The 25,384-nt window shown below is 69.7% G+C and carries 20 protein-coding genes and 1 pseudogene; 8 read left to right on the forward strand and 13 right to left on the reverse strand.

The window, feature by feature from the left end; translation table 11 throughout:
• The first annotated feature begins 16 nt into the window (after positions 1–16).
• On the forward strand, positions 17–799 hold the full coding sequence (locus KBO27_RS29620) for an IclR family transcriptional regulator domain-containing protein (protein ID WP_307870694.1): 783 nt from the start codon (positions 17–19) through the stop codon (positions 797–799).
• 74 nt (positions 800–873) lie between these two features.
• Here KBO27_RS29620 and KBO27_RS29625 read toward each other — a convergent pair.
• A pseudogene (locus KBO27_RS29625) lies at positions 874–1,683 on the reverse strand (glycine/sarcosine N-methyltransferase); the annotation flags it as partial.
• A gap of 446 nt (positions 1,684–2,129) precedes the next feature.
• Between KBO27_RS29625 and KBO27_RS29630 the strand changes: the two are divergent.
• Positions 2,130–3,080, forward strand: coding sequence for a glycoside hydrolase family 43 protein (locus KBO27_RS29630; RefSeq protein WP_246538429.1), 951 nt, complete (start codon positions 2,130–2,132; stop codon positions 3,078–3,080).
• A 59-nt stretch (positions 3,081–3,139) separates the two neighbouring features.
• On the opposite strand, the gene KBO27_RS29635 is transcribed toward KBO27_RS29630, so the two are convergent.
• From KBO27_RS29635 to KBO27_RS29650, 4 genes are all read right to left on the reverse strand, one after another.
• A complete protein-coding gene (locus KBO27_RS29635) occupies positions 3,140–4,591 on the reverse strand; it encodes a glutamate synthase subunit beta (protein ID WP_132676298.1) in 1,452 nt (483 codons plus the stop codon).
• Positions 4,584–9,146, reverse strand: coding sequence for a glutamate synthase large subunit (gene gltB / locus KBO27_RS29640; RefSeq protein WP_210973153.1), 4,563 nt, complete (start codon positions 9,144–9,146; stop codon positions 4,584–4,586). The genes KBO27_RS29635 and gltB overlap by 8 nt, the downstream gene beginning before the upstream one ends.
• A gap of 430 nt (positions 9,147–9,576) precedes the next feature.
• Positions 9,577–10,851, reverse strand: a complete 1,275-nt coding sequence (locus KBO27_RS29645; RefSeq protein ID WP_307870695.1) for a glycosyltransferase family 87 protein — start codon at positions 10,849–10,851, stop codon at positions 9,577–9,579.
• Between the two features lie 155 nt (positions 10,852–11,006).
• Complete coding sequence (locus tag KBO27_RS29650; protein WP_281420908.1) at positions 11,007–11,492, reverse strand: MarR family winged helix-turn-helix transcriptional regulator; 486 nt, start codon at positions 11,490–11,492, stop codon at positions 11,007–11,009.
• A 44-nt stretch (positions 11,493–11,536) separates the two neighbouring features.
• On the opposite strand from KBO27_RS29650, the gene KBO27_RS34735 reads away from it, so the two are divergent.
• Entirely contained in the window at positions 11,537–13,078 is a 1,542-nt protein-coding gene (locus KBO27_RS34735; RefSeq protein WP_210973156.1) for an FUSC family protein, read from the forward strand.
• Positions 13,079–13,101: 23 nt separating this feature from the next.
• Here KBO27_RS34735 and KBO27_RS29660 read toward each other — a convergent pair whose 3' ends face one another.
• Positions 13,102–13,821, reverse strand: coding sequence for an ABC transporter ATP-binding protein (locus KBO27_RS29660; protein WP_210973157.1), 720 nt, complete (start codon positions 13,819–13,821; stop codon positions 13,102–13,104).
• Positions 13,794–14,639, reverse strand: coding sequence for an ABC transporter permease (locus KBO27_RS29665; RefSeq protein WP_210973158.1), 846 nt, complete (start codon positions 14,637–14,639; stop codon positions 13,794–13,796). Before KBO27_RS29665 ends, KBO27_RS29660 begins: the two co-directional genes overlap by 28 nt.
• A gap of 272 nt (positions 14,640–14,911) precedes the next feature.
• Here KBO27_RS29665 and KBO27_RS29670 point away from each other — a divergent pair, with 272 nt between their 5' ends.
• Positions 14,912–15,547, forward strand: coding sequence for a 4'-phosphopantetheinyl transferase family protein (locus KBO27_RS29670; RefSeq protein ID WP_210973159.1), 636 nt, complete (start codon positions 14,912–14,914; stop codon positions 15,545–15,547).
• Between the two features lie 75 nt (positions 15,548–15,622).
• On the opposite strand, the gene wrbA is transcribed toward KBO27_RS29670, so the two are convergent.
• Positions 15,623–16,234, reverse strand: a complete 612-nt coding sequence (wrbA, locus tag KBO27_RS29675) for an NAD(P)H:quinone oxidoreductase (RefSeq protein WP_132676284.1) — start codon at positions 16,232–16,234, stop codon at positions 15,623–15,625.
• 156 nt (positions 16,235–16,390) lie between these two features.
• Here wrbA and KBO27_RS29680 point away from each other — a divergent pair, with 156 nt between their 5' ends.
• On the forward strand, positions 16,391–16,867 hold the full coding sequence (locus KBO27_RS29680) for a MarR family winged helix-turn-helix transcriptional regulator (protein WP_246538431.1): 477 nt from the start codon (positions 16,391–16,393) through the stop codon (positions 16,865–16,867).
• Between the two features lie 85 nt (positions 16,868–16,952).
• Here the strand turns inward: KBO27_RS29680 and KBO27_RS29685 are convergent, their stop codons facing one another.
• A complete protein-coding gene (locus tag KBO27_RS29685; RefSeq protein ID WP_210973160.1) occupies positions 16,953–18,479 on the reverse strand; it encodes a 3-hydroxyacyl-CoA dehydrogenase in 1,527 nt (508 codons plus the stop codon).
• 194 nt (positions 18,480–18,673) lie between these two features.
• Here KBO27_RS29685 and KBO27_RS29690 point away from each other — a divergent pair, with 194 nt between their 5' ends.
• Both KBO27_RS29690 and KBO27_RS29695 read left to right on the forward strand, forming a co-directional pair.
• The gene (locus KBO27_RS29690) at positions 18,674–19,882 is read left to right on the forward strand and encodes an acetyl-CoA C-acetyltransferase (protein WP_210973161.1); all 1,209 of its coding nucleotides are present in this window, start codon (positions 18,674–18,676) and stop codon (positions 19,880–19,882) included.
• A gap of 103 nt (positions 19,883–19,985) precedes the next feature.
• Positions 19,986–20,447 carry a PPOX class F420-dependent oxidoreductase gene (locus KBO27_RS29695; RefSeq protein WP_372448890.1) on the forward strand — a complete coding sequence of 154 codons (462 nt, stop codon included), beginning with the start codon at positions 19,986–19,988 and terminating at the stop codon, positions 20,445–20,447.
• A gap of 41 nt (positions 20,448–20,488) precedes the next feature.
• Here KBO27_RS29695 and KBO27_RS29700 read toward each other — a convergent pair whose 3' ends face one another.
• The 4 genes from KBO27_RS29700 to KBO27_RS29715 form a co-directional block, all read right to left on the reverse strand.
• Positions 20,489–21,166, reverse strand: a complete 678-nt coding sequence (locus KBO27_RS29700; protein ID WP_210973162.1) for a DUF998 domain-containing protein — start codon at positions 21,164–21,166, stop codon at positions 20,489–20,491.
• 65 nt (positions 21,167–21,231) lie between these two features.
• Positions 21,232–22,371 (reverse strand): DUF6923 family protein, encoded by a 1,140-nt coding sequence (locus tag KBO27_RS29705; protein ID WP_210973163.1) that lies wholly within the window; start codon positions 22,369–22,371, stop codon positions 21,232–21,234.
• Complete coding sequence (locus tag KBO27_RS29710; RefSeq protein WP_210973164.1) at positions 22,341–23,108, reverse strand: bestrophin-like domain; 768 nt, start codon at positions 23,106–23,108, stop codon at positions 22,341–22,343. Before KBO27_RS29710 ends, KBO27_RS29705 begins: the two co-directional genes overlap by 31 nt.
• Entirely contained in the window at positions 23,105–23,383 is a 279-nt protein-coding gene (locus KBO27_RS29715) for a helix-turn-helix domain-containing protein (RefSeq protein WP_132683954.1), read from the reverse strand. The genes KBO27_RS29710 and KBO27_RS29715 overlap by 4 nt, the downstream gene beginning before the upstream one ends.
• A 581-nt stretch (positions 23,384–23,964) precedes the next feature.
• On the opposite strand from KBO27_RS29715, the gene KBO27_RS29720 reads away from it, so the two are divergent.
• Positions 23,965–25,374, forward strand: a complete 1,410-nt coding sequence (locus KBO27_RS29720) for a family 2B encapsulin nanocompartment shell protein (protein WP_307870696.1) — start codon at positions 23,965–23,967, stop codon at positions 25,372–25,374.
• Positions 25,375–25,384 lie beyond the last annotated feature (10 nt).

Consider the following 25,384-nt stretch of genomic DNA (forward strand, 5'->3'; position numbering starts at 1 on the left):
CGAGTCGGGAGGTGTCGTGCCGCAACAGCGTGGAGAGCACTTCGTCCGCGCGGTGGAGCGGACCATGTCCGTGCTGCGGGCGTTCACCGCGGAGCGGGCCGAGCTGTCGCTGACGGAGGTCGCCCAGGCCGCGGACCTGGACAGGGCCGGTGCTCGCCGCATCCTGCTGACCCTGGTGGAGCTCGGCTACGTGCAGCAGACCGACCGCCGTTACGCGCTGACGCCCCAGGTGCTGGAGTTCGGCCACGCCTATCTCACCAGTCGGTCGTTGCCGCAGATCGCCGAACCGCACCTGCAGGAGCTGACCAGGCAGGTGCGTGAGATGACCGCGATGGCGGTGCTGGAGGGCACCGAGATCCGCTACATCGCTCAGGTGCCGAGCCCGAAGCTGCTGTCGGTGACGATCCCGGTCGGCACCCGGTTCCCCGCGCACGCGACCTCGATGGGCAAGGTGCTGCTGGCCGCAGTGCCTCCGGAGCGGCTGGAGGCCAGCCTCCGCTCGGTCGAGCTGGCACCGGTCACCCCGCACACGGTCACGACCCGCCAAGAGCTGCTGGCGGAGCTCGCCGCGGTGCGCAAGCGCGGATTCGTGATCGCCGACGACGGGCTGGAGGAAGGGCTGCGCGGCGTGGCCGTCCCGGTCCGCGACGCTGACGGCCGGGTGTTCGCCGCGGTCAACGTCTCCCTGTACAAGCACGCCTCCACCGAGGAAGGCGTTCAGCGCGAGATCGTGCCGCTGCTGGCGCGCACGGCGGCGCGCATCGAGGCCGACCTGCGGGTGCGGCCCGGAAACCGCTGAACAACGGTTCCCGGGCCGCACCTGGCGTCCCCGTGGCGGGTCTAGGAGCAGGTCCCTCAGGCGTCGGGGTCCTCGACATAGGTCTTCTCCGCGACGTGGATGTGGAAGTCCGGCTCGTCGACCGGGTTCTCCTGGAAGTCGCCGAAGGTGTCGATGCGCTGGAACCCGACGTCGCGCAGCAGCCCGCGCAGGTAATCCCTGCGCAGCGGGTACATGTTCAGGTGGTACTCGCTGCCGTCAGGGAACTCGTAGCGGTACCGGGCCAGCCCGTCGTCGACGTGGTCGGGAACCGCTTCGACCTCGGTCCCGCAGTAGTAGTAGCTGCTCTTGCCGCCGGCCTTGCCGTCCAGCAGCGCGTCGTAGTTGCGCTGGTCGATGATCAGCACGCCGTCGTGCTTGAGCATCGCGTAGAACTCGGCGAGCGCCTTGCGGCGGTCGTGCTCGCTGAACAGGTGCGTGAACGAGTTGCCCAGGCAGATGACGGCGTCGAACTCACCGTGCACGTCGCGGTTGAGCCAGCGCCAGTCGGCGTTGACCACGCGCAGCAGGTGGCCGCCGTTGTCGATCCCGTTGCGGAACGCCTTGGCCAGCATCTGCGGGCTGCCGTCGGCGCTGACGGTCTCGAACCCGGCCTCGATCAGCTGCACGGAGTGGAATCCCGTCCCGGTCGCCACGTCCAGCACGCTGCGCACTCCGCGGGCCTTGAGCTGGTCGACGAAGAACCGGCCCTCCCCCGCGGCGCGGCGCTCCCAGTCGATCAGGTCGTCCCACTTGTCGACCATGCCGCCCACGTATTCCTGGGTGTAGTGGTCGGTTTCGCGGACCTCGAGCGGATCGTCACCGAAAACCTGCTCGCGAATTCCGGTCAGGACGTTCTCGGTCATGCCTTCTTTTCCTCACATCGCTCGACAGTGGTGCGGCGCGCGCGATCGCCGAATTCAGCAGCGGAATTCCGATGCGCCCGACGCTAGTCCGATGAATCCGAACAGCAAGACCCCTTCACCGCCCCGGCACGGCGGGACCACCGCGTGGCGTTGGTGACACGCGACGACGAAGGGCGCTTCGACCAGTGGGTTCACACGAGATCACCTCGGCGCTCGACTCGTGGGGGCCACGCCTTCGACGCGGTTCGCCCACCGAACCCGGCGATCGCTGAGCGAATTCCCAGCCTCACCGGAACGGGGTACCCTGGTGATCTCGAATGCCACGCCGAGGTGCGAAATCGGTCCGCCCCGGCCGCATTCGAAGGACGGTGAGCAAAGTGCGACACCGATCAGCTCTCTCCCGCAGAACCTTGCTCACCGGGGCACTGGCCACCGGAGCGCTCACCATGACCGGCAACACCACGGCCTGGAGCTCGCCCACGCACTTCGACAACCCGCTGGCGCTCAGACGTGCTGACCCGCACATCGTCCGCCACAGCGACGGCGCCTACTACTTCACCGCGACGGTCCCGACCTACGACAGCGTCGTGCTGCGCCGATCGGCGACGTTGCAGGGGCTGGCCACGGCCGAGGAGCACATCCTCTGGCGCAGGCACGACAGCGGGGAGATGAGCAGGCACATCTGGGCACCGGAACTGCACCACGTCGACGGACGCTGGTACGTCTACTTCGCGGCGGGCAGTTCGGAGGACATCCAGTCCATCCGGATGTACGTGCTGGAGAACTCCCACCCCGATCCCCTGGCCGGAACCTGGGTGGAGCGGGGCCGGATCAGCACCCCGTGGGACACCTTCGCCCTCGACGCCACGACCTTCGAACACCGAGGTGTCCGCTACCTGTCCTGGGCCCAGCGCGAACCCGGTGTCGAGACCAACTCGAACCTCTACCTCGCCCCGATGGACGATCCGTGGACGCTGGGCGACCAACCCGTGCGCCTGTCGATGCCGACTCACGACTGGGAGACCCGCGGGTTCCGGGTCAACGAGGGTCCGGCGGCGCTGGCGCGCCACGGCAAGGTGTTCCTGACGTTCTCGGCCAGCGCCACCGACAGCAACTACTGCCTCGGGCTGCTCACCGCGTCGGCCGACGCGGACCTGCTCGACCAGGCGTCGTGGGAGAAGAACCCGGAACCGGTGTTCGCCACCAACACCGGCACCGGCCAGTACGGGCCGGGGCACAACAGCTTCACCGCCACCGAGGACGGCGCTGACGTGCTCGTCTACCACGCGCGCCCGTACGACGCTGAAGTCGGCGATCCCAACCGGCACACCCGGTTGCAGACGTTCGAGTGGAAGCACGACGGATCACCGGACTTCGGCGTGCCGGTACCGGACTGAGAACGCGAAAAAGCGGTGCCCCGGCCGAAACCGGGGCACCGCCTCCACGCGCTCGAAACTCAGACCATCGGGCGTTCGGTCGGCTCGATCGGAGCCGGCAGCACGTCCCGGCCGACGAGGTAGCGGTCCACCCCGGCGGCCGCCGAACGGCCTTCGGAGATGGCCCACACGATCAGCGACTGGCCGCGACCCATGTCGCCCGCGCTGAACACGCCGTCCACGCTGGACATGAAGTTCTCGTCGCGGGCGACGTTGCCGCGCGCGTCGAGTTCCACGCCCAGGTCCTCCAGCAGACCGGGCTTCTCCGGACCGACGAAGCCCATCGCCAGCAGCACCAGCTGTGCCGGGATCTCCCGCTCGGTGCCCGCCACCGGCTCGAAACCGGAGTCGGTGCGCTGGACCTCGACCAGCCGCAGCGACTGCAGCCGGCCCTGGTCATCACCCACGAACTCCTGGGTGTTGACCGAGTACAGCCGCTCGCCGCCCTCCTCGTGGGCGGAGGTGACCCGGTAGAGCATCGGGTAGGTCGGCCACGGGTGCGCCTCGGAGCGCTCCGCCGGCGGCTGCGGCATGATCTCCAGCTGCGTCACCGAGGCCGCGCCCTGGCGGTGCGCGGTGCCGACGCAGTCGGCACCGGTGTCGCCACCGCCGATGACCACGACGTGCTTGCCCTCGGCGTGGATCGGCGAGCGCTCGAAGTCGCCCTCCTGCACCTTGTTCGCCAGCGGCAGGTACTCCATCGCCTGGTGCACGCCGTCCAGCTCCCGGCCCGTGGCGGGCAGGTCGCGGGCCTGCGTGGCCCCACCGGCGAGCACCACCGCGTCGTAGTCGGCGCGCAGCTGCTCCACGGTGACGTCGACGCCGACGTTCACCCCGGTGCGGAACTCGGTGCCCTCGGCGCGCATCTGGCCGAGCCGCCGGTCGAGCCGGCTCTTCTCCATCTTGAACTCGGGGATGCCGTAGCGCAGGAGTCCGCCGATGCGGTCGGCCCGCTCGTAGACCACGACGCTGTGGCCCACGCGCGTCAGCTGCTGCGCGGCGGCGAGCCCGGCCGGGCCCGAGCCGATGACGGCGACCTTCTTGCCGGTCCGCTTCGACGGCAGCTGCGGCTTGACGTAGCCGGCTTCCCAAGCCTTGTCGATGATGGAGATCTCGACCTGCTTGATGCTCACCGGATCGCTGTTGATGCCGACGACGCACGCGGCCTCGCACGGGGCGGGGCACAACGTCCCGGTGAACTCCGGGAAGTTGTTGGTCGCGTGCAGCCGCTCGATCGCGGACTCCCAGTCGTCCCGCCACACCAGGTCGTTCCACTCGGGGATCAGGTTGCCCAGCGGGCAACCCTGGTGGCAGAACGGAATTCCGCAGTCCATGCAGCGGCCGGCCTGCTTGGTCAGCCGCGGCTGCTCGAATTCCAGGTAGACCTCGCGCCAGTCCTTGATGCGCACGTCCACCGGGCGACGCTGCGGAGTCTCCCGCGGCGTCGTCATGAATCCCTTGGGATCAGCCATGAGCCGCCTCCATGATCGCCTCGTTGACGTCGCGCCCTTCGCGTTCGGCGGCGCTCTGCGCCTCCAGCACCCGCTTGAAGTCGCGGGGCATGACCTTGCCGAACCGCTCGACCGCGGTGTCCCAGTCGGCCAGCAGCTCGCGGGCCACCGCCGACTCGGTCTGCTCGTAGTGCCTGCGCACCCGGTCGTGCAGGAACTCGCGGTCTTCGTCGTCCAGCGCTTCCAGGTCGACCATCTCGGGGTTGATCCGCTGGGGATCGACGTCGAGCACGTAGGCGATGCCGCCGGACATGCCTGCCGCGAAGTTGCGGCCGGTCGTGCCGAGGATCACCGCGCGACCACCGGTCATGTACTCGCAACCGTGGTCGCCGACGCCTTCGACGACGGCGATCGCACCGGAGTTGCGGACGCAGAACCGCTCGCCGACGATGCCGCGGACGAACAGCTCACCGCTGGTCGCGCCGTAGAGCAGCACGTTGCCCGCGATGATGTTCTGCTCGGCCACGAACGGCGCCTTCGCGTCGGGCCGGACCACGATCCGGCCACCGGAGAGGCCCTTGCCGACGTAGTCGTTGCCGTCGCCCAGCAGCCGCAGGGTGATGCCCCGCGGGACGAACGCACCGAAGGACTGCCCGGCGGAACCGGTGAGGGTCACGTCGATGGTGTCGTCCGGCAGGCCTTCGCCACCCCAGCGCCGGGTCAGCTCGGAACCGAGCATCGTGCCCACGGTCCGGTTGACGTTGCGCACCGGCAGGTCCAGGCGGACCGGAGTGCCTTCCTTGAGCGCGCCCTCGGACAGCTGGATCAGCGTGTTGTCCAGCGCCTTCTCCAGACCGTGGTCCTGCTCGGTGGTCTGGTGCAGCGATGCGCCCGCGGGCAGCTCCGGGACGTGGGTGATCGGCGCGAGGTCCAGGCCCTGGGTCTTCCAGTGCCGCACGGCCTCGGAGGTGTCGAGCAGATCGGCGTGCCCGATGGCCTCCTCGAGGGACCGGAAGCCCAGCTCCGCCAGGTACTCCCGCACCTCCTGCGCGATGAACTCGAAGAAGTTCACCACGTACTCGGCCTTGCCGGAGAACTTCTCGCGCAGCTTCGGGTTCTGCGTGGCCACGCCCACCGGGCAGGTGTCGAGGTGGCAGACCCGCATCATGATGCAGCCCGAGACCACCAGGGGCGCGGTGGCGAAGCCGTACTCCTCGGCACCGAGCAGTGCGGCGATCACGACGTCGCGGCCGGTCTTGAGCTGACCGTCGGTCTGCACCACGATCCGGTCGCGCAGGTCGTTGGCCAGCAGCGTCTGCTGCGTCTCGGCCAGGCCCAGCTCCCAGGGACCGCCGGCGTGCTTGATCGACGACAGCGGCGAAGCACCGGTGCCACCGTCGTGACCGGAGATCAGCACCACGTCGGCGTGCGCCTTGGACACGCCCGCCGCGACCGTGCCGACCCCGACCTCGCTGACCAGCTTGACGTGAATGCGCGCCTGGGGGTTGGCGTTCTTCAGGTCGTGGATCAGCTGCGCCAGGTCCTCGATCGAGTAGATGTCGTGGTGCGGCGGCGGCGAGATCAGCCCGACGCCGGGCGTGGAGTGCCGCGTCTTGGCCACCCACGGGTAGACCTTGCCGCCGGGCAGCTGCCCGCCCTCGCCCGGCTTGGCGCCCTGGGCCATCTTGATCTGGATGTCGTCGGCGTTGACCAGGTATTCGCTGGTGACGCCGAAGCGACCGGAGGCGACCTGCTTGATCGCCGAGCGCCGCGAGTCACCGTTGGCGTCCGGGGTGAACCGGTCGGCGTCCTCCCCGCCCTCACCGGTGTTGGACTTGCCGCCCAGCCGGTTCATGGCGATCGCCAGCGTCTCGTGCATCTCCTGCGAGATCGACCCGTAGGAGATGGCGCCGGTGGCGAAGCGCTTGACGATGGACGAGACGGGCTCGACCTCGTCCACCGGAACGGGCTTGCGCACGCCGTCGCGGAACTTGAACAACCCGCGCAGCGTCATCAGGTCGCGCGACTGGTCATCGACGGCCTCGGTGTACTCCTTGAACACCTCGTAGCGCCCGGAGCGCGTGGAGTGCTGGAGCTTGAACACCGTCTTGGGGTTGAACAGGTGCGGTTCGCCCTCGCGGCGCCACTGGTACTCGCCGCCCACGGCGAGCGAGCGGTGCGGCGCCTGCACGCCGTCGACCGGGTAGGCGCGCCGGTGCCGTTCGGCGACCTCCGCGGCCAGCACGTCGAACCCGACGCCGCCGAGGCGCGAGGTGGTGCCGGTGAAGCAGCGCTGCACGACCTCGTCGCCCAGGCCGATGGCCTCGAAGATCTGCGCACCGGTGTAGGAGGCCACAGTCGACACGCCCATCTTGGACATGGTCTTGCGGACGCCCTTGCCCAGCGCCTTGATCAGGTTCGCGGTGGCCTGCTCGGCCTCGGTCCCCTTGATGACGCCGGTGCTGACGAGATCCTCGACAGTGGCCATCGCCACGTAGGGGTTAACGGCAGCGGCTCCGTAACCGATGAGAAGAGCGACATGGTGCACTTCGCGGACGTCGCCGGCCTCGACGATCAAGCCCACCTTGGTGCGATCCTTCTCCCGCACGAGGTGGTGGTGCACGGCACCGGTGGCCAGCAGCGACGGGATCGGAGCGCGCTCGGCGTCGGCCTGGCGGTCGGACACCACGAGCACGTGCGCCCCGTCGGCCACCGCGGCCGAGACCTCGTCGCAGATCTCGTCCAGCCGCGCGCGCAGCGCCGCTCCCCCACCGGAGACCTGGTAGGTCGCGTCGATGACGGCGGGCTTGAGGTCAGGCCGGTCGCCGTCGTCGTTGATGTGCACGATCTTGGCGAGCTGGGCGTTGTCGAGCACCGGGAACGGCAGCACCAGCTGGTGGCACGCCTCCGGGGCGTGGTCGAGCAGGTTGTGCTCGGGTCCGACGTGGGTGCCCAGCGAGGTCACCAGCTCTTCGCGGATCGCGTCCAGCGGCGGGTTGGTGACCTGCGCGAACAGCTGGGTGAAGTAGTCGAACAGCTGCCGCGGGCGCTCCGACAGGGCGGCGAAGCCGGTGTCGTTGCCCATCGAGCCGATCGGTTCGGCACCGGTGGTCGCCATGGGCTGCAGGAGGACGCCCAGCTCTTCCTGGGTGTAGCCGAAGACCTGCTGCCGGTGCACGAGCGAGTCGTGCGAGGGCAGTTCGCGCTCGCGCTCGGGCAGGTCGCCCAACCTCACGACGCCCGAGTCCAGCCACTCCTGGTACGGGTACTCGTCGGCGAGCTCGCCCTTGATCTCGTCGTCGTCGATGATCCGGCCGGCGTCGGTGTCGACCAGGAACATGCGGCCCGGCTGCAGCCGGCCCTTGCGCACGACCTTGTCGGCTTCGAACTCCAGCACGCCGACCTCGCTGGCCAGCACGACGAGTCCGTCCTCGGTCACCCAGTAGCGACCGGGACGGAGACCGTTGCGGTCCAGCACGGCGCCGATCTGGGTGCCGTCGGTGAAGGCGACCAGCGCCGGACCGTCCCAGGGCTCCATCAGGTAGTTGTGGAACTCGTAGAACGCCTTGCGCTTGGGGTCCATCTCGGCGTGGTTCTCCCACGCCTCCGGGATCATCATCAGCACCGAGTGCGGCAGCGACCGGCCACCGAGGTGCAGCAGTTCGAGGACCTCGTCGAAGGTCGCCGAGTCGCTGGCCTCGGGCGAGGCGATCGGGTACAGCCGCTTGAGCTCACCGGGGATGAGGTCGGTGTCGAGCATGCTCTCGCGGGTCCGCATCCAGTTGCGGTTGCCCTTGACGGTGTTGATCTCACCGTTGTGCGCGATGAACCGGTACGGGTGCGCCAGCGGCCAGGAGGGGAACGTGTTCGTGGAGAACCGCGAGTGCACCAGGCCGATCGCGCTGGCGAAGCGCTCGTCGCCCAGGTCGGGGTAGAACGCGCCCAGCTGTGCCTCGGTGAGCATGCCCTTGTAGACGATGGTGCGCGCCGACAGGCTCGGGAAGTACACGTCGGCTTCGTGCTCGGCGCGCTTGCGCACGCAGAACGCCCGACGCTCGAACGCCAGCGCCGTCTCGGCCTGCTGCCCGTCCTGGGCGCCGATGAACAGCTGCCGGAAGTTCGGCATTGTTTCGCGCGCCGAGGTGCCCGCGCAGTCCGCTGCGATGGGGACCTCGCGCCAGCCGAGCAGGCGCAGCCCTTCCTCGGCGACGATCCGCTCGATGACGGCCACGGCTTCTTCAGCGGCGGCGTCGTCGGCGGGCAGGAACGCGGTACCGGCCGCGTAGGTGCCGGCTTCGGGGAGCTCGAACGGCACGACTCCGCGGAAGAACGCGTCCGGGATCTGCGTCAGCAGCCCGACACCGTCGCCGGTCTCGGGATCGGCACCCTTGGCGCCGCGGTGCTCCAGGTTGCGCAACGCTGTCAGTGCTTTGTCAACCAGGTCGTGACTCCGCCGACCGCGAAGGTCGGCGACGAACGCGACACCGCAGGCGTCGTGCTCATAGGCCGGGTCATACAGACCACTGGCTTGGGCGCTACGCTGCGCCACGCTTCTTGCATGGTGGGATTGGGGCATCGGACCTCCCGTCGACAGGTCGCGGCGTGCAGCAGGGCATGACTCAGCCACTGCGAACCGCGGAACCTTTGGGGGCACTGACGAATAAGGATGCGCCGTTGCACTCTCGGTCAGTTTGAGGCACTGTACAGACCCAGCGGCTCGAAAGCTACCGCTAGGTAACTCGACGTTAAGTAAACGTGACGACTCTCAGACTGTGAGACGTCGTTGTCGCAAAGGCCGGGAGCCCGAGAATTGTGCACCACACATCTGTCCTAAGGCGACAGCTGAGGACCATCAGTGGTGTTGTTCACGATCTTCTTGCGCAGTACCGAATGCAGTCCGAATCGCAGCTCACGCCATTCGGATTCGGTTCAGACCCGCACATTTCCGTAATTGTTGGTACACGGTCCGCAGTCGAGGGCGCAATCACCCGAATGCGAATGCGCTTTCAGACACCAGCCGGTTCCGGCAGCGGGGAGGGCTGAGGCGCGGCGCTGGCCTGCTCACGGCGTGCGTAGCGCACCAGCAGGACGACGAGAACCAGCCCCAGCGCCGTGTAGGGGTTCCCGAAAAGGTGCGCCACCACGTCCCACGGCGGACCGGCGGGCATCCAGTTGAACGCCGCCGCCAGCAGCGTGACCAGCGTCCACGCGGCCACCCCCAACCAGGCGAAGCTGCGCCGCCGGACGGCGAAGGCGAGCAGCACCAGAAGGCCGGGAGCGGACCACACCCAATGATCCGACCACGACGTGGGTGAGATCAACAGCGCCAGAAGGGCGTTGGCCGACACCGCGAGCACCGGTTCCACCCGGCGGATGGCGAACGCGACCGCGATCGTGGCGGCGACCGCCAGCACCAACCACAGCCCGTTCTGGGCGACGACCGGAAGTTCCATGCGCACCAGCGCGCCCATGATGGACTGGTTGGTGTGGAAGGCCGACCCGCTTACGCCGTGCGCGGGCCCCTTGCCGAACCAGTACTCCACGGCCGCGGAGTAGTTCAGCGCGAAACCCGACAGCGTGGCCAGCGCCGCGGTGAGCACGGCGACGGCGGCGGCGCGGTAGTCCTTGCGGAAGACCAGGAACAGCAGGAACGCGGCCGGGGTCAGCTTGATGGCCGCGGCCAGACCGATGAGCAGCCCCCGCGGCCAGCGCGGTGATTCGGCCAGGCAGTCGGCCATGACCAGGCCCATCAGCAGGATGTTGACCTGCCCGAGCCCGAAGGACGAGTAGACCGGCTCCAGGAACAGCGTCCAGGGCAGCAGCACCATGGCCACGGCCAGCGCCCCGCGCTTGCCCACGGCGGGCCACAGGTGCCGCGTCACCAGGTACAGCGTGCCGCCGATGGCGGCCAGGTCCAGCAGGTAGAGCGCGATGAGACCGGCGCTGAAGGGCAGCAACGCCAGCGGTGCCAGCGGGGCGAGCGCGAACGGCGGGTACACCCACGGCAGGACGCGGCCGATGCTCACCGTCGGCGCGGTGTTCATGATGTCGCCGCCGGCCAGCCAGGTGTGCACCGCCCAGCGGTAGACCTGGTAGTCGATGGCCGACTCCTCGCCGATCCCGGCGCGAGGGGTGAGCAGCAGCAGGCCGAGCGAGGCCAGCACGAGCGGAACGGATATCAGCGTGATCGCGCGCGAGTTCGCCACCACGAAGGCGCGCAGGCGGCCAGGCAGACCGCCGAGGTCCAGATCAGGAACGGTGCCGATCCGTACCGTGGCCACCCTGTGTCCTCTCGTCCGAGCGGCACCGGCCGTGGTGCGTGATCGTCCGATCACAGCGAGTTCGCCGAGCCGCGGGAATTCCCCGGTGAAGCCGGAAAACCTTAACCCACCTCGCGCGCGCTCCGGCATGCGCCTCGCCGGTCACGATCGGATCTTCAGCCGACCACATCCACCGGTTCGAGGACCTTCGCCAGCAGTTCACCCAGCTGCGCCCGCTCGGCCTCGCTGAGCGGTTCCAGCAGCGCTCGCTCGCGCTCCAGCTGAGCCGGGAAGACTCGATCCATGATCTCCCGGCCGCGATCGGTGAGCCGCACGTCGACCTCACGCCGGTCGCGGGCGGAGGTGCTGCGGGTGATCAGGCCTTCCTCCTCGAGCCGTGCGAGCCGCTTGGTCGTGGCGGCGCCGGAGGACAGCATCTCCTTGGTGAGCCGGCTGGGGCGCAGGTCACCGCCCGCCCGGCGCAGGGCGCTGAGCACCTCGAGCTCCATCCGGGACAGCCGCAGGTCGTCGAGGACCTCGTCGTGCCGCTGGTTGGTCAGCGCCGCGAGCCTGCGCACCCGCCCGATGACCTCGATCGGGGACAGGTCCAGGTCCGGGTACCGCTCGCGCCATTGATCGCGGATCCGCCCGACGACGTCCAACGTCACACTCCTTCACGAGTAAAACACCTTGTAATATTTTACTAGTGAACGGTTCTTTGCTCCAGACCTTGCGCACCCGAGACGCCCTGCGCATCTCCTCGATCTTCGGCGGCGTGCTGGTACCCGCGCTGCGAGTCGGCGTCTCCTACGCCGTGCCGATCATCGCGCTGCTGGCGGCAGGGCGGCTGGACCTCGCACCGTTCGCCGCACTCGGCGCCTTCACCTCGCTGTACTGCCGCGTCGACCCCTACTCCCGCCGGGCCTGGTTGCTGCCGGTCGTGGCCGCGGGCCTGACCGCCAGCGTGGCCGCTGGAGCGGTGACCTCGGCGTTCGACGCCGGCGGCGTGGTCAAGGTGCTGGTCCTGACCCTGGTGGCGACGCTGGCCAAGGTGCTGGCCGACGTGGTGCGGCTGGGTCCGCCCGCAGGGCTGATGTTCGTCTTCGCCGCAGGTGCCGCCGCGTACTCGCCTCAGACCTGGAGCGGATTCGCCGAGGTCGTCGCGATCACCGCGGCCTCGGCGGCGCTGTCCTACGCGCTCAGCATGGTGGGCGGTGCGCTGCACCCGACGGGTCCGCACCGGTTGGCGACAGCGCGGGCGCTGCTGGCGGTCGCCGACCACCTGGAGGCGCCGAACGCGGCCGCCCGGCGCCGAGCCCACATTTCCCTGCACCACGCGCTCACCGCGCTGCCCGCCGGTGAGCGCAGGACGACTGCGCTGCTGCGCGGACATCTCGCGCACGCGCTGCACCTGCTGCACCACCCTGCGGACGCGGCCGCGGACCTGCGCACCGCCGCCAAGCGGATGCGTCGCGGTCGCGTTCCGGAGCCGGACCAGGACCGGCCGCTGCCCCGGCCGGTGGTCGCCGAACGCGCCGGACTCGCCGAGTTCCGCACCAACGCGCTGCGGATGGCGGTGGCCTCGCTGGTGACCGGGCTGCTGGCGTCGACGTTCCAGCTCGACCACGCCTACTGGGCGGTGGTCTCGGTCAGCTCGGTCCTCCAGTCGCACAACACCGCGACGACCTGGCAGCGCGCGGTGCAGCGCACCGCGGGCACCCTCGCCGGGTCGCTGCTGGCGCTGGGCATCTTCGCGGTCGACCCCACGCCGGTGACGATCCTGGTGGTGATCGTGGTCTGCCAGATCGCCGCGGAGCTGGTGGTCATGGCCAACTACGGGCTCGGCCTGACCTTCGCCACCCCGCTGGCGCTGTGCCTGGCAGCGCTGAGCCAGCCGACCGACCGCCTGCAGCTCGTCGCCGAGCGGGTGGGCATGACGGTGTTCGGCGCGCTGCTGGGCGTCGGGGTCTGCCTGGTGCTGACCAACAGCCGGGCGCGAACGCGGTTGCGCGAGGCGCTGGAGGGCTGCCGCCGGGCCGCCCGGGACCTGCAGCGCTCCCCCGCCGATCCGCAGGCGCGCGAGCACCTGCTGCGCGCGCTCTTCGCGCTGCGCGACGCGCACCAGGTCGCGGCGGGCGAGCCGCTGCACCCGCACCACGGTGACCAGGAGGTCCTCGACACCGAGCACGAGGCGTACCGGCTGCTGGCCGCCACTACGGCGCCGGCCGGGCGAACCCCGTCCGGCTGACCCCTCTCACCTCGTCCGGTCGATCACTCGACTCCGAGGCGGGCGAGCAGCTCCGCGCGCATCGCGACGAACCCCGGGTCGCCGACCTCGCGCGGGCGCGGCAGGTTCAGGACCTGGTCGTAGCCGATGCGGCCCTCGTGCATGACCAGCACGCGGTCGGCGAGCAGCAGCGCCTCCTCGACGTCGTGGGTGACCAGCAGGATCGCGCAGCCGTGCCGCTGCCACAGCTCCCCGACGAGTTGCTGCGCCTTGAGCCGGGTCAAGGCGTCCAGAGCCGAGAAGGGTTCGTCGAGCAGCAGCAGGTCCGGTTCGCGGACCAAGGCCCGTGCCAGGGACGTCCGCTGCGCCTCGCCGCCGGAGAGGGCCTTCGGCCACACGTCCACCCGGTGGCCGAGGCCGACTTCTTCCAGCGCCGCGACGGCTCGCTGCTTGTCCGGTCGGCCGGGCAGGCCGAGGACGACGTTGTGCCACACGCGCTTCCAGGGCATCAGCCGAGGCGACTGGAACGCGACGGCACGGCGTTCGGCGACCTCGACGGCCCCGGTGACCTCCTGGTCGAGGTCGGCGAGGATGCGCAGCAGCGTCGACTTGCCGCAGCCGCTGGGCCCCAGCAGCGCGACGAACTGGCCGGGCTCGATGTCCAGGTCCAGCTCGCGCAGGACGGTGCGCTCTCCGAAGCTGCGCGAAAGACCCCGCACCGCAGCCGGTTTCGTGGTCACTTCCCGCTGAACGCCGGCCGCCATGCCAGCACCACCCTTTCCAGTCCGCGAACGATGAAGTCGGCGACGAGGCCGAGCAGGGCGTAGAGCACGAGGCAGACCACGATCACGTCGGTCTGGAAGAACTCGCGCGCGGTGTTCATCTCGTAGCCGATCCCGGCGGAGGCGTTGATGGTCTCGCCGAAGACCAGCGCCAGCCAGGCGGATCCGAGCGCGTAGCGCAGACCGACCAGGGCGTTGGGCATCGCTGCGGGCAGGATCACGTGGCGGACCTGCGCGAGCTGCCCCAGTCCGAGCGTCTTGGCGGCCTCGACCAGTCCGGCGTCGACGTTGCGGATGCCGCCGTAGATGTTCATGTACAGCGGGAAGGTGACCGCCAACGCGATCAGCACGACCTTGGGCTCTTCGCCGATGCCGAACCAGATGATCAGCAGCGGGATCAGCCCGATGACCGGGACGGTGCGCAGCATCTGCATCGGCGCGTCGATGAGGTCCTCGCCGCGCCGGAAGAGCCCGGACAGCGTGGCCAGCAGCGTCGCCGCCACCACGCCGATGACCAGGCCCGCGCCGACGCGCTGCAGCGACACGGCGATGGCCTCCTGCAGCCGCCCTTCGGCGAACAGATCCGCGCCGGTCGCCAGGACCGTCGCCGGGGAGGCGAGCGTGTCGTCGCTGAGCACTCCGGTGGCGCTGAGCGCCTGCCACAGCGCCACCAGCGCGACCGGGCTGATGAGCTTGAAAGTCCAACGGGGGATGCGGGATTCGCGTCGGGCGGTGCGGGTGCGCACCTGGGTGACGGGTATCTGCTCACCCGTGCGCACGGGTGTCAGGTGTGTGGTCATGAGGGCTCCACGGGCGTGGGCGGACATGCGGAAGCGACCACCGGAGAGGGCTCAGCACGGTGGTGCGGGAGAAGAGGAGGAGAGCAGCGTCAGGCGCGACACAGCGCCGAGGAGACGCGGGAGAAGTCCACGTAGCCCCGGATCGTCAGTGGCACCGACGGGATCATGGCGATGACGCTAGACCGCACTTCGTCGGCTGTAAACGGGGCCCCACGTGCTGAGACGTCGCACCGTCCGCCCAGGTCAGATGCCAGATGAGCTAGGTTGTCGGGGTGATCGAGGAGCTCCTGCCCGACGTGGTGGCCACCGCCGAGACCTTCGACGACCCACCCGAGGCGACGCTGTTCGACGCCGAGGCGGCCGAGATCGTCAAGGCGATCGCCAAGCGCCGCCGCGAGTTCACCAGCGGCCGCTGGTGCGCGCACCGGGCGATGCGCGCGCTGGGCGTTGCGCCGGTGCCGCTGCTGCGCGGCGAGCGCGGAGCACCGCAGTGGCCCGCGGAGGTGGTCGGCAGCATCACGCACTGCGCCGGTTATCGGGGCGCGGCCGTGGCCCGGCGGCGACAACTGCGGTCGGTGGGGATCGATGCCGAGCAGCACGAGCCGCTGCCCGACGGCGTGCTCGACGTCGTCTCGCTACCCGAGGAGCGCGAGCACATCGCGGAGCTCAGCGCCCGCGACCCCGACATCTGCTGGGACCGGATCCTGTTCAGCTGCAAGGAATCGGTCTACAAGACCTGGTACCCGGTGACCGGCGAGTGGCTCGGTTTCGAGGACGCGGAGCTGGAGTTCGGCGCGGGCAGCTTCACGGCCCGGTTGCGCAAGACCGCCGGCGGGCTGACGGGTTTCAGCGGTCGCTGGCTGGTCCGCGACGGGCTCGTCCTCTCCGCCATCGCGCTGGAGGGCTGACCGAAACGCGTCTTCCCGCCTCCCGAACGGCGCGGGAAGCGGGAAGACGTCGTCATCAGAGCGGATTCGGTGCGATCACGCACCGTTCTTCAGGGCGCGCGCGACCTTGACCACGCGGTGGGCCTGAACGGACGCGGCGGCGCGGGTGACGTCACCGACCTTGTTCTCGCCCTGAGCGTCGACGTGGCTGGTGCCGTAGGGGTTTCCGTCGACGAACTTGCTGCCGTCGGTGTAGCCCGGCGCGACCACGATGCCACCGAAGTGGTGGATGGTGTTGTACAGCGCCAGCAGCGTGGACTCCTGCCCGCCGTGAGCGGTCGAGCTGGAGGTGAAGCCGCTGTAGACCTTGTCGGCGAGCCTGCCCTGCGCCCACTCGCCGCCGAGGGTGTCGATGTACTGCTTGAGCTGGGCGGCGATGTTGCCGAAGCGGGTCGGCGAACCGAAGATCACCGCGTCGGCCCACACGACGTCGTCCGGGGTGGCCTCCGGCACCGAGCGGGTGGCTTCGACGTTGGCGCGCCAGGCCGGGTTGCTGTCGATGGCCGAGTCGGGTGCCAGTTCCGGCACTCGGCGCAGCCGCACCTCGGCGCCCGCCGCCTCGGCTTCGGCGACCAGGGTGTTGGCGATCTCAGCGCCGATCCCGGTGGACGAGTAGTAGATGACGCTGACCTTGACGGCGTTGCTCACGGTCCAAAACTCCTGTTCACGCGGCAGATCGCCCGAATCGGTCGATCTCTTGCAGGCAAGACAATACCGAGGAATTGTCTTCCTCGCAAGCGACTTTCCGGAAAATGTCTTCATGTAGCATCGGGCTCCACGAACATGCAGTGAAGGAGCGTTGCGTTGAACGAGGCGATCGGTCCGGACAGCGCCGTCGACGACGACGAGATCGTCACCTGGTGGGGCCTGGTCATCGAGGGCTACCACGTCACGGCCGCCAAGCTGGCCACCGCGATCATGGACGGGTACGGCCTGCCGATGGCCTCCCTCGACATCCTCCTCCGGCTCGTGCGCTCCCCCGACAACAGGATGCCGATGACCAAGCTCGCGCGTGAGGCGGCTCTGAGCAGCGGCGGGTTCACGAAGGTCGCCGACCGGCTGGCCAAGGCCGACCTGATCTGCCGGGTGCCCAGCGAGACCGACCGCCGGGTCACCTACGCCGAGCTCACCGACCACGGCCTCGACGTGGCCAACCGCGCCCGCGAGACCGCGGCCCAGGTCCTGCGCGAGCACGTCCTCACTCCCCTGGGCCAGGACGACTCGCGAGCCTTGGCCCAGGCCATGCGCACGCTGCGCGAGGCCAACACGCCCGAGGACTGAGCCCGGTTCACATCCCGAGCGGTGTCGGCACGCATCAGGAGCGGGCGCGCGGAACCCGCTGCGCCGAGCGACCTCTGAACAGCTGCTAGAGGACGTCGGCGACCGCGGTGCCGGTCTCGTCCAGCGCCAGGCCGAGGTCGGCGCGTTCGACCAGCCAGCGGCTGGGCCGATAACGCGGGTCGCCGGTCGCGGAGTGCAGCGCGCGCAGGATCGTCAGCACCCGGCGCGCTCCCAGCTGCTGACCCCACTCCAGCGGTCCGAGCGGGTAGCCCAGCGCGAGGCGCACGGCGGTGTCGATGTCGCCGGGTGTGGCCAGTCGCTGCTCGGCGATGAAGCAGCTGGTGTTGACGATCGCCGCGAGCAGGCGCTGGGCGATCATCCCCGGGCCGTCGCGCACGATGGTCACCGCGCGTCCGGTCGCGGCCAGCGCCGCCCAGGCCGCGCGGGCGACGTCCGGGTCGGTGGCCGGGTGCACGGTCAGCGTGCAGCGGGTGGGGTTGCTCAGCGGGTCCACGCCGCAGACGCGCTCAGCGGGCAACCGGGCCGACAACGCCGCCGAGGCCGCGCTGTGCCCGTAAGGCGTGACCAGCACGATCTCCGCCGAGGACGGTTCGCCACCGCGCTCGACCGGTACGCCCGCCTCCGCCAGCGATTCCAGCAGCGCGGTGTCGTCGGCCCACACCGTCGCGCCCGTGGCCTCCGGTGCGACGGCCTCGGGCCGTTCCTGCTTGACGCCGTCCTCGTAGCGGTAGAACCCCTCCCCCGTCTTGCGGCCGAGCAGTCCCGCCTCCAGCCGCGCGCGGGTGATCGGCGACGGGCGCAGCCTGGGGTCGCCGTAGTAGCCGGTGAAGATGCTCTCCATCGCCGGGTGCGTGACGTCCAGCCCGGTGAGGTCCATCAGCTCGAACGGCCCCATCTTCAGCCCGAGCACGTCCCGTGCGATGCGGTCGACGTCCTCCGGGGTCGCCAGGTCCTCCGCGAGGATCTGCAGCGCTTCGGTGACCAGACCGCGTCCGGCGTGGTTGACCAGGAATCCGGGCGTGTCGGTGGCCCGCACCGGCGTGTGCCCCAGCCGGCGGACCAGTTCGGTGAGCGCGTCCGGCAGGTGGGCGGCCGTGCGAGCGCCGGGGATGACCTCGACCAGGCGCATCAGCGGCACGGGGTTGAAGAAGTGCAGGCCGGCGAGCCTGCTCGGGTCCTGCAGAGCGGTGGCGATCGAGGTGACCTGCAGCGAGCTGGTGTTGGTGGCGAACGCGGTGTGCTGCGGACAGGTCCGTTCGAGCTCGGCGAACAGCTCGCGCTTGGTGTCGAGGTCCTCCCGGACGGCTTCGACGACCAGGTCGCAGTCGGTGTCGCTCAGCGGGTCGGAGATCGCAACGAGCCGGTTCGTCGCGGCGGCGGCCTCCTCGGCGCTCATCCGCCCCTTGCTCGCGAGCTTGTCGTACATCCGGCCGATCTCGGCCACCGCGGTCTCGACGGCCTCGGGTCGCGCATCGGCGAGTTCGACGGTGATGCCGGCGGCCGCGCAGATCTGGGCGATGCCGCGCCCCATGACGCCGGTGCCGATCACCCGCACGGTCTTCACGCGCTCCGCCCACTCGCCCGGCAGCATGGTCGACTCCTTCGTTGACGACACCGATTCCGGTCAGCTTCGCACGCCTCGCCGAGACCGTCCAATACCGAATTCACACCCCGGTGAGACGCGTTCGGACATAATCGCCGCGTCCTACGATCCGCGCTGAAGCTGTGCTACCAACGAAAGAACGACGTCCGAAACGGCGGCGTTCCAACGCGAAGGAGCAAGTGATGCGCGAAGCGGTGATCTGCGAGCCGCTGCGGACCCCGATCGGCCGGTTCGGCGGAGTGTTCAAGACGGTGTCGGCGGTGGAGCTGGCCGCCACCGCGATCAAGGGCCTGCTGGAGCGCACCGGGCTTCCCGGCGAGGAGATCGACGAGGTCATCCTCGGCCACTGCTACCCCACCTCGGACGCCCCGGCGATCGGCCGGGTCGCCGCGCTGGACGCGGGGCTTCCGGTGGAGGTCGGCGGCACCCAGATCGACCGCCGCTGCGGGTCGGGCCTGCAGGCCGTGGTCGACGCCGCGATGCAGGTGCAGACCGGGGTCAGCGACGTGGTGCTGGCCGGTGGCGCCGAGAGCATGAGCAGCGCGCCGTTCTACACCACCGAGGCCCGCTGGGGCATTCGCGGCAGCGGACTGGAGCTGCACGACTCGCTGGCCCGCGGTCGCACGACGGCGGGCGGCAAGAACTACCCCGTTCCGGGCGGGATGCTGGAGACCGCCGAGAACCTGCGGCGCGAGTACGGCATCGCGCGGGAGGAGCAGGACGAGCTGGCGGTCCGCTCGCAGCAGCGCGCCGCCGAGGCGCAGCAGGCCGGGCGCTTCGACGACGAGCTGGTGCCTGTGCCGGTGCGCTCCCGCAAGGGCGAGGTCGTCATCGACGTCGACGAGCACCCCCGGCCGGACACCACGCTGGAGCAGCTCGCCGGCCTCAAGCCGGTGCTGGGCAAGAACGACCCGGATGCGACCGTGACCGCGGGCAACGCCAGCGGCCAGAACGACGCCGCTTCGATCTGCGTCGTCACCACCCCGGAGAAGGCCGCCGAGCTGGGGCTCCGCCCCCTCGTGAAGCTGGTGTCGTGGGCGCGGGCCGGTGTGCCGCCGCGGACCATGGGCATCGGTCCGGTGCCGGCGACGGCCAAGGCGCTGCAGCGCGCCGAGATCGGCCTGGCCGATGTGGACCTCATCGAGCTCAACGAGGCCTTCGCGGCGCAGGTGCTGGCCTGCACCCGCGAGTGGGAGTTCAAGCCCGCCGACTTCGACCGGCTCAACGTCAACGGTTCCGGCATCTCCCTCGGGCACCCGGTGGGCGCCACGGGTGGCCGGATCCTCGCGACGCTGTCGCGCGAGATGCAGCGCCGCGAGGCCCGCTACGGGCTCGAGACCATGTGCATCGGAGGCGGGCAGGGCCTGGCCGCCGTCTTCGAGAGGGTCTAGACGCCGCTCAGCAGGAGACGATCCACAGTGGAGGGCGGGCGGTCGTCGGTGGCGAGGACTAGGCTGGACGGCGTTCTCAGCGATCTGTTTCGAGGAGCTGTTCATGGCGATCGCCACCGCTGACAAGGTCGACCGCGAAGCGCTGCTGGAGTTCCTGCGACCGAGGCACAAGGGCGTCCTGGTCACCACCCGAGCCGACGGTCGGCCCCAGATGTCGCCGCTGACCTGCGGTGTGGACACCGAGGGACGGCTGGTCATCTCGACCTACCCGGAGCGGGCCAAGACGCGGAACCTGCGCCGCAACCCGCAGGCTTCGGTGTGCGTGGTCTCCGACGAGTGGAACGGCCCGTGGGTGCAGGTCGACGGCACCGCGGAGGTGCTGGACATGCCCGACGCGCTGGACGGGCTGGTCGAGTACTTCCGGTGCATCTCCGGCGAGCACCCGGACTGGGACGAGTACCGGGAGGCGATGGTTCGCCAGGACAAGTCGCTGATCCGGATCACCATCGACCGCTGGGGCCCGATCGCCACCGGCGGTTTTCCGGCGCGACTCGCCCAGGACTGAACTCGTTCGCCTGACGCCCCGGTCCCGCGCGGACCGGGGCGTCAGGCCGTCCGGACCCGGACGTTGAACGCCCGGGAGAAGCGAGCGCTGCGCAGGAACACCGACAGCAGCATCAACCACCCGAAACCGACGCACAGCGCGATGCGCTGGTAAAGCCCCGCGTGGGGCTCGAAGTCGGGAACCCGGGCGAAACCGAGCACGGCCAGCACGAATCCGACCGCGCAGGCCACCGCGGTCACAAAGCAGTAGGCGGCCCACCAGGGGTGTTTGGTCGACCAGAACAGCCGGCCCTGCAACCAGCTCGCGACAGGAACCCCCAGGAACACCCCGATCGAGAAGAACTGGTGGAGCACACCGGTCGCGGTGATCTCCCCCACCTCACCCGGCGGGTAGCCGTTGATCGGGTCGGCGGTGAAGAAACCGGCACCGATGAGACCGACGCCGATCACGATGATCAGACCGGGAATCCACCAGTCGCCGCCTAATCGCAGCAGCACCGACCGCGCCCCGAACGCGAAGCTGGTGACCAGGACACCGCTGATGCAGAAGTTCACCGCCTGCGCCCAGCCGAGCGAACCGATCGCCAGCGAACTCACCGAGTGGCGGAGCGGGTCGTAGTCCGACCGCACCGAACCGAGCACCAGGAACACGGCCACGAACAGCACCGCGCCTGCGGTCCCGCAGCGAAGCAGCGTCCGTTCATCCCGAGCCTGCAGCATGCGCGGCAGCCTAGCCGGTGACATCACCTCCAGATCCCGCGGTCGTGACCAGCATCGCCGCGCGCTCAGCCCCGTCCCAGCGCGCGGACGGCCGCGCTCCCGCCGATGAGCAGCACCAGGGCGGCCACCGCCCAGCGCCGCTTCTCCTGCGTGGTGTGCCCGGACTCGTCGGCGTCGGGGTCCTCGGACACCGGCGCGGGCGAGGCGGTTTCCGGCGGTTCGGACGGCTCCTCGACCGGTTCAGGCGGCACGGGGCCACGGGTGGGCGTGGGCGTCACCGTCTGAGCGGGCCGCGTGGGAGCCGACGTCGTCGGGGGCGCCGTCGTGGGCGGTGCGGGTGCCGGCGGCGTTGGTCGTGTCGTTGTCGGTGGTGGCGGTGTCGTCGTTGGCGGCGGAGTCGGTGGTGGACGTCGCAGGCATCCCGCGGCGTCGGAACTGGACATGGTCGGCACTTCGCCCAGTTTCACCAGAGTTCCGCCGCTGCCGATCCGGTACGTCCCGCCGCTGTGGTTGGCGGTGACGTAGAGCGCCCGGTCCCGCCCGATCACGACGGACCCGTAGCTGTCGGGCAGCAGACCCGGCAGCCACACCACCGGATCGACCGCGCCGGTGCGGTGATCGATCCGGACCACCGCCGGGATTCCCGCGTAGGTCTGGGCGACTCCGTAGAGCAGCCCGTCGGGGCCGACGTCGAAGTCGTCGACCCCGAACGGACCGTGGTGCTCGTCGAGCTGGACCGAGGACAGCACGTGCCGGAACGTCGGGCTCGCAGGATCGAGGTCCACCGCATGCAGGTGGTCGTCTTCGAGGACGTACCAGCGGTCTCCCTCGATCGCCCCCGCCGTCGGGTGGCCCAGCGGGTTCCACCGGGTGTCGGCACGCCCCGCGACGACCGGTCCGAGGTCCAGCGGTGGATCGCTCGGCCGCAGCACGACCACGTGACCGCCGTCGGAGAAGCCCGACGCGATGCCGTAGGCGAAGCCCTGCGCGACCGAGTACCCGAGAGCGTTCACCCGGTACGGCAGCGCACCGACCCGGGTGTCGCTGAAGTCGGGCAGCACCACCCGGTGCAGCACCGAGGTGCTGCCCCGGGTGCGGACCTGCAGCGCCTCGCACGCCGGATCCGCCTCGGCGGCCGGGGCGACCACCGCCGCCAGCAGCGCGAGGGCGCCTGCTAGCCCGGCCCGAGACGTGCGAGCGCCCACTGGAACGCCTCCGGTTCGATCCGCGACCCGCCGCTGAACGGGTTCTGCAACTGGAAGATCGCGAACAGCAGGAGCGCCAGCGCACCGGCCAATGTGGACACCAGAACGATGTGCGGGAACAACTTCGTGCCACCGAAGAGGTTCGGCAGCAGCACGCACACCAGGCTGCCCACGATCAGCACGAACCAGACGACCGCGACGACCCCGCGGTCGAACGCCCGGGTGAGCCGTTCGTGCCGTTCCGCGTAGACGTCCTTGAGCTTGTCCAGGGCCTCGGACTTGCGGTCCTCCTGGAACTCCCCGTCGGCCGGCGCGTTGACCACCACCGTCCGGATCTGGTCCAGCCGTGCCCAACCCGGTCCACCGACCGGAGCTCCGCGCTGCATCTGCGGCCATTCGGCGCCGACGACGCCGTCGAGGTAGGCCACGCTGTGCCCGCGCACCTCGGCAGCCGTCGGCGCCGGCAGGGACTCCACGGCCCAGGACACCGCCACCAGGTCTTGAGCCTCCTGGTAGGCGCCCTCCCGGGCGTCGCTGACCGCGTCGAACAACGTCACCAGCACGAACGCCAGGACCACGGCCTGCAGGCCGCTGACGATGGTGAAGACCTGCCCGGCGGCGTCGTTGTTGCTCGGCCTCCCCTCGTCCTGACCGATCCTGCGCACCAGGTAGCCGATCAGCGCCGCACCCAGCGATGCGCCGAGCACCCAGGCGGTTCCGCTGAGGACCAGGTTCACTCCGCGATTCCCGCGGTCGTCTCGCGCACGACGTCGGGTTGTCGCGGCGCGGGCACCACCGGCGCTTCGGGCTCCAGCAGGTCACCGACCTCGCAGCCCAGCACCCGGCAGATGATGTCGAGATCGTCCAGCTTCAGGCTGGCGGGGGTCTTCGACCACAGGCCGGACATCTTCCCGGCGGAGATCACCAGGCCGTGCTCGGCGAATCTCCGCTGCAGGTCGGTGGCCTTCCAGATACCGCGCTGCGCCGCGACCAACCGCAGGTTCCACTTCACGCGAAATCGCCTCCTGGAGAGAAGAGCTAATCTGTTCGCCGATTCTGATGGTCCTTCACCTATCTCGACCGAACCCGGGAAACACCCGGCAGAACCACATCCCGAACAATACGCCCAAGATCGCCGGGAATTGGATAACCCGATTCGTGGAATTCGAGTTCACACATCCGTCGCCCGGGTGGAGCAATGCGGTCCCGAAATCTCCCGTTCCACCGCCCCCGGCAATGGGTCACCAGGCTGATCCGACCCCGGATACGACTAGCGCGACGGGAGCTGAGCGCCACCCTGCGTGGCGCAATGGGACCATCAGGTGATCATGGCACTCCCCCGCGCTGACCACCGTGTATAGCGCCGTTCGGCACTTTCGGGTGACTGTACGGCCGAGTGGGCTGGTGCTAGCGTTCCACCCGGAAGCAACGCCGGGGCCGCCAATCCGACCCGGACAACAATTCCTTCCATCCCTCTCGAATTCCTCGACGACATTCGCCGATTCACCTTTCGCGTCCACCTTCGCGCCGGACCGAACCCATCGAGCACTCTCCCGACGATTTGTCAGCTCTATGATTGGTGGTATTTCTGTCGTGACTGCGACCGATCCGAACCCCGCCGACACCGAAGCGCCGCAGTTGAGCCTGAGCACCGCCGCGGCCAGGAATCTCGCGACCACGACCAAGTCGGTCCCGCAGATGCAGGGCATCACCTCGCGGTGGCTGCTGCGCATGCTGCCGTGGGTGCAGGCCGCGGGTGGCGTGTACCGGGTGAACCGCAGGCTCAGCTACACCCTCGGGGACGGCCGGATCACCTTCAGCAACACCGGGGCCGACGTCCGCGTCATCCCCCAGGAGCTCCAGGAACTGCCACTGCTGCGCGGTTTCGACGACGAGGCGGCGCTGCGCGCGCTCGCCGACCGGTTCGTGCAGCGCCAGTTCGAACCGGGCGAGGTGATCGCCAACTCCGGTGCCCCGGCCGAGGAAGTGGTGCTCATCGCGCACGGCAAGGTCAACAAGATCGGCACCGGCGAGTACGGCGACCAGACCGTGCTGGAAGTGCTCGCCGACGGCCAGTACTTCGGCGCGCAGGTGCTGGCGGGCGATTCCGGCGAGTGGGACGCCAGCTACAAGGCGGTGACGCCCTGCACCGTGCTCTCGCTCGGCCGGCAGACCTTCCAGGAGCTCAACGGCTCCTCGGAATCGTTGCGCGAGCACGTCCGGGAGGTCCTCGCCGGGCCCGGTCGCCCGCACAACCCGCACGGCGAGGCCGACATCGACATCGCATCGGGCCACTCCGGCGAACCTTCGCTGACCGGAACGTTCGTCGACTACGAGCTGGCACCGCGCGAGTACGAGCTCAGCGTGGCCCAGACCGTGCTGCGGGTGCACAGCCGGGTCGCCGACCTCTACAACCAGCCGATGAACCAGACCGAGCAGCAGCTCCGGCTGACCATCGAGGCGCTGCGCGAGCGCCAGGAGCAGGAGCTGGTCAACAACCGCGACTTCGGCCTGCTGCACAACGCCGACCTGCGGCAGCGCATCCCCACCCGGACCGGACCTCCGACGCCCGACGACCTGGACGAGCTGCTGACGCTGGTGTGGAAGGAACCCGGCTGCTTCCTGGCCCATCCGCGCACCATCGCCGCGTTCGGCCGGGAGTGCAGCAAGCGCGGCCTGTACCCGCAGAGCATCGACCTCGGCGGGCACCAGGTTCCCGCGTGGCGAGGCGTGCCGATCCTGCCGTGCGACAAGTTGCACGTCAGCGACAAGCGCACGAGCTCGGTGCTGCTGATGCGGCTCGGCGAGCAGAACCAGGGCGTGGTCGGTCTGCACCAGACGGGCCTGCCCGACGAGTACCGACCCGGGTTGTCGGTGCGGTTCATGGGGATCAACGAGCAGGCGGTCATCTCCTACCTGGTCAGCGCCTACTACTCGGCGGCGGTGATGGTTCCGGACGCGCTCGGCGTGCTCGAGCACGTCGAAGTGGGCCGCGAGAGCTGACCGCGCGGGC

It is taken from the genome of Saccharopolyspora endophytica, assembly GCF_018070075.1.
Classification (GTDB): domain Bacteria; phylum Actinomycetota; class Actinomycetes; order Mycobacteriales; family Pseudonocardiaceae; genus Saccharopolyspora; species Saccharopolyspora endophytica.

What these genes read in the sequence shown, in the direction of transcription:
- KBO27_RS29630 (WP_246538429.1), top strand. Translation starts at nt 2,130, where the DNA reads ATGACCGGCAACACCACGGCCTGGAGCTCGCCCACGCACTTCGACAAC.
- KBO27_RS29635 (WP_132676298.1), bottom strand. Translation starts at nt 4,591, where the DNA reads ATGGCTGATCCCAAGGGATTCATGACGACGCCGCGGGAGACTCCGCAG.
- gltB (WP_210973153.1), bottom strand. Translation starts at nt 9,146, where the DNA reads ATGCCCCAATCCCACCATGCAAGAAGCGTGGCGCAGCGTAGCGCCCAA.
- KBO27_RS29660 (WP_210973157.1), bottom strand. Translation starts at nt 13,821, where the DNA reads ATGGCGGCCGGCGTTCAGCGGGAAGTGACCACGAAACCGGCTGCGGTG.
- KBO27_RS29665 (WP_210973158.1), bottom strand. Translation starts at nt 14,639, where the DNA reads ATGACCACACACCTGACACCCGTGCGCACGGGTGAGCAGATACCCGTC.
- KBO27_RS29685 (WP_210973160.1), bottom strand. Translation starts at nt 18,479, where the DNA reads ATGCTGCCGGGCGAGTGGGCGGAGCGCGTGAAGACCGTGCGGGTGATC.
- KBO27_RS29690 (WP_210973161.1), top strand. Translation starts at nt 18,674, where the DNA reads ATGCGCGAAGCGGTGATCTGCGAGCCGCTGCGGACCCCGATCGGCCGG.
- KBO27_RS29695 (WP_372448890.1), top strand. Translation starts at nt 19,986, where the DNA reads ATGGCGATCGCCACCGCTGACAAGGTCGACCGCGAAGCGCTGCTGGAG.
- KBO27_RS29700 (WP_210973162.1), bottom strand. Translation starts at nt 21,166, where the DNA reads ATGCTGCAGGCTCGGGATGAACGGACGCTGCTTCGCTGCGGGACCGCA.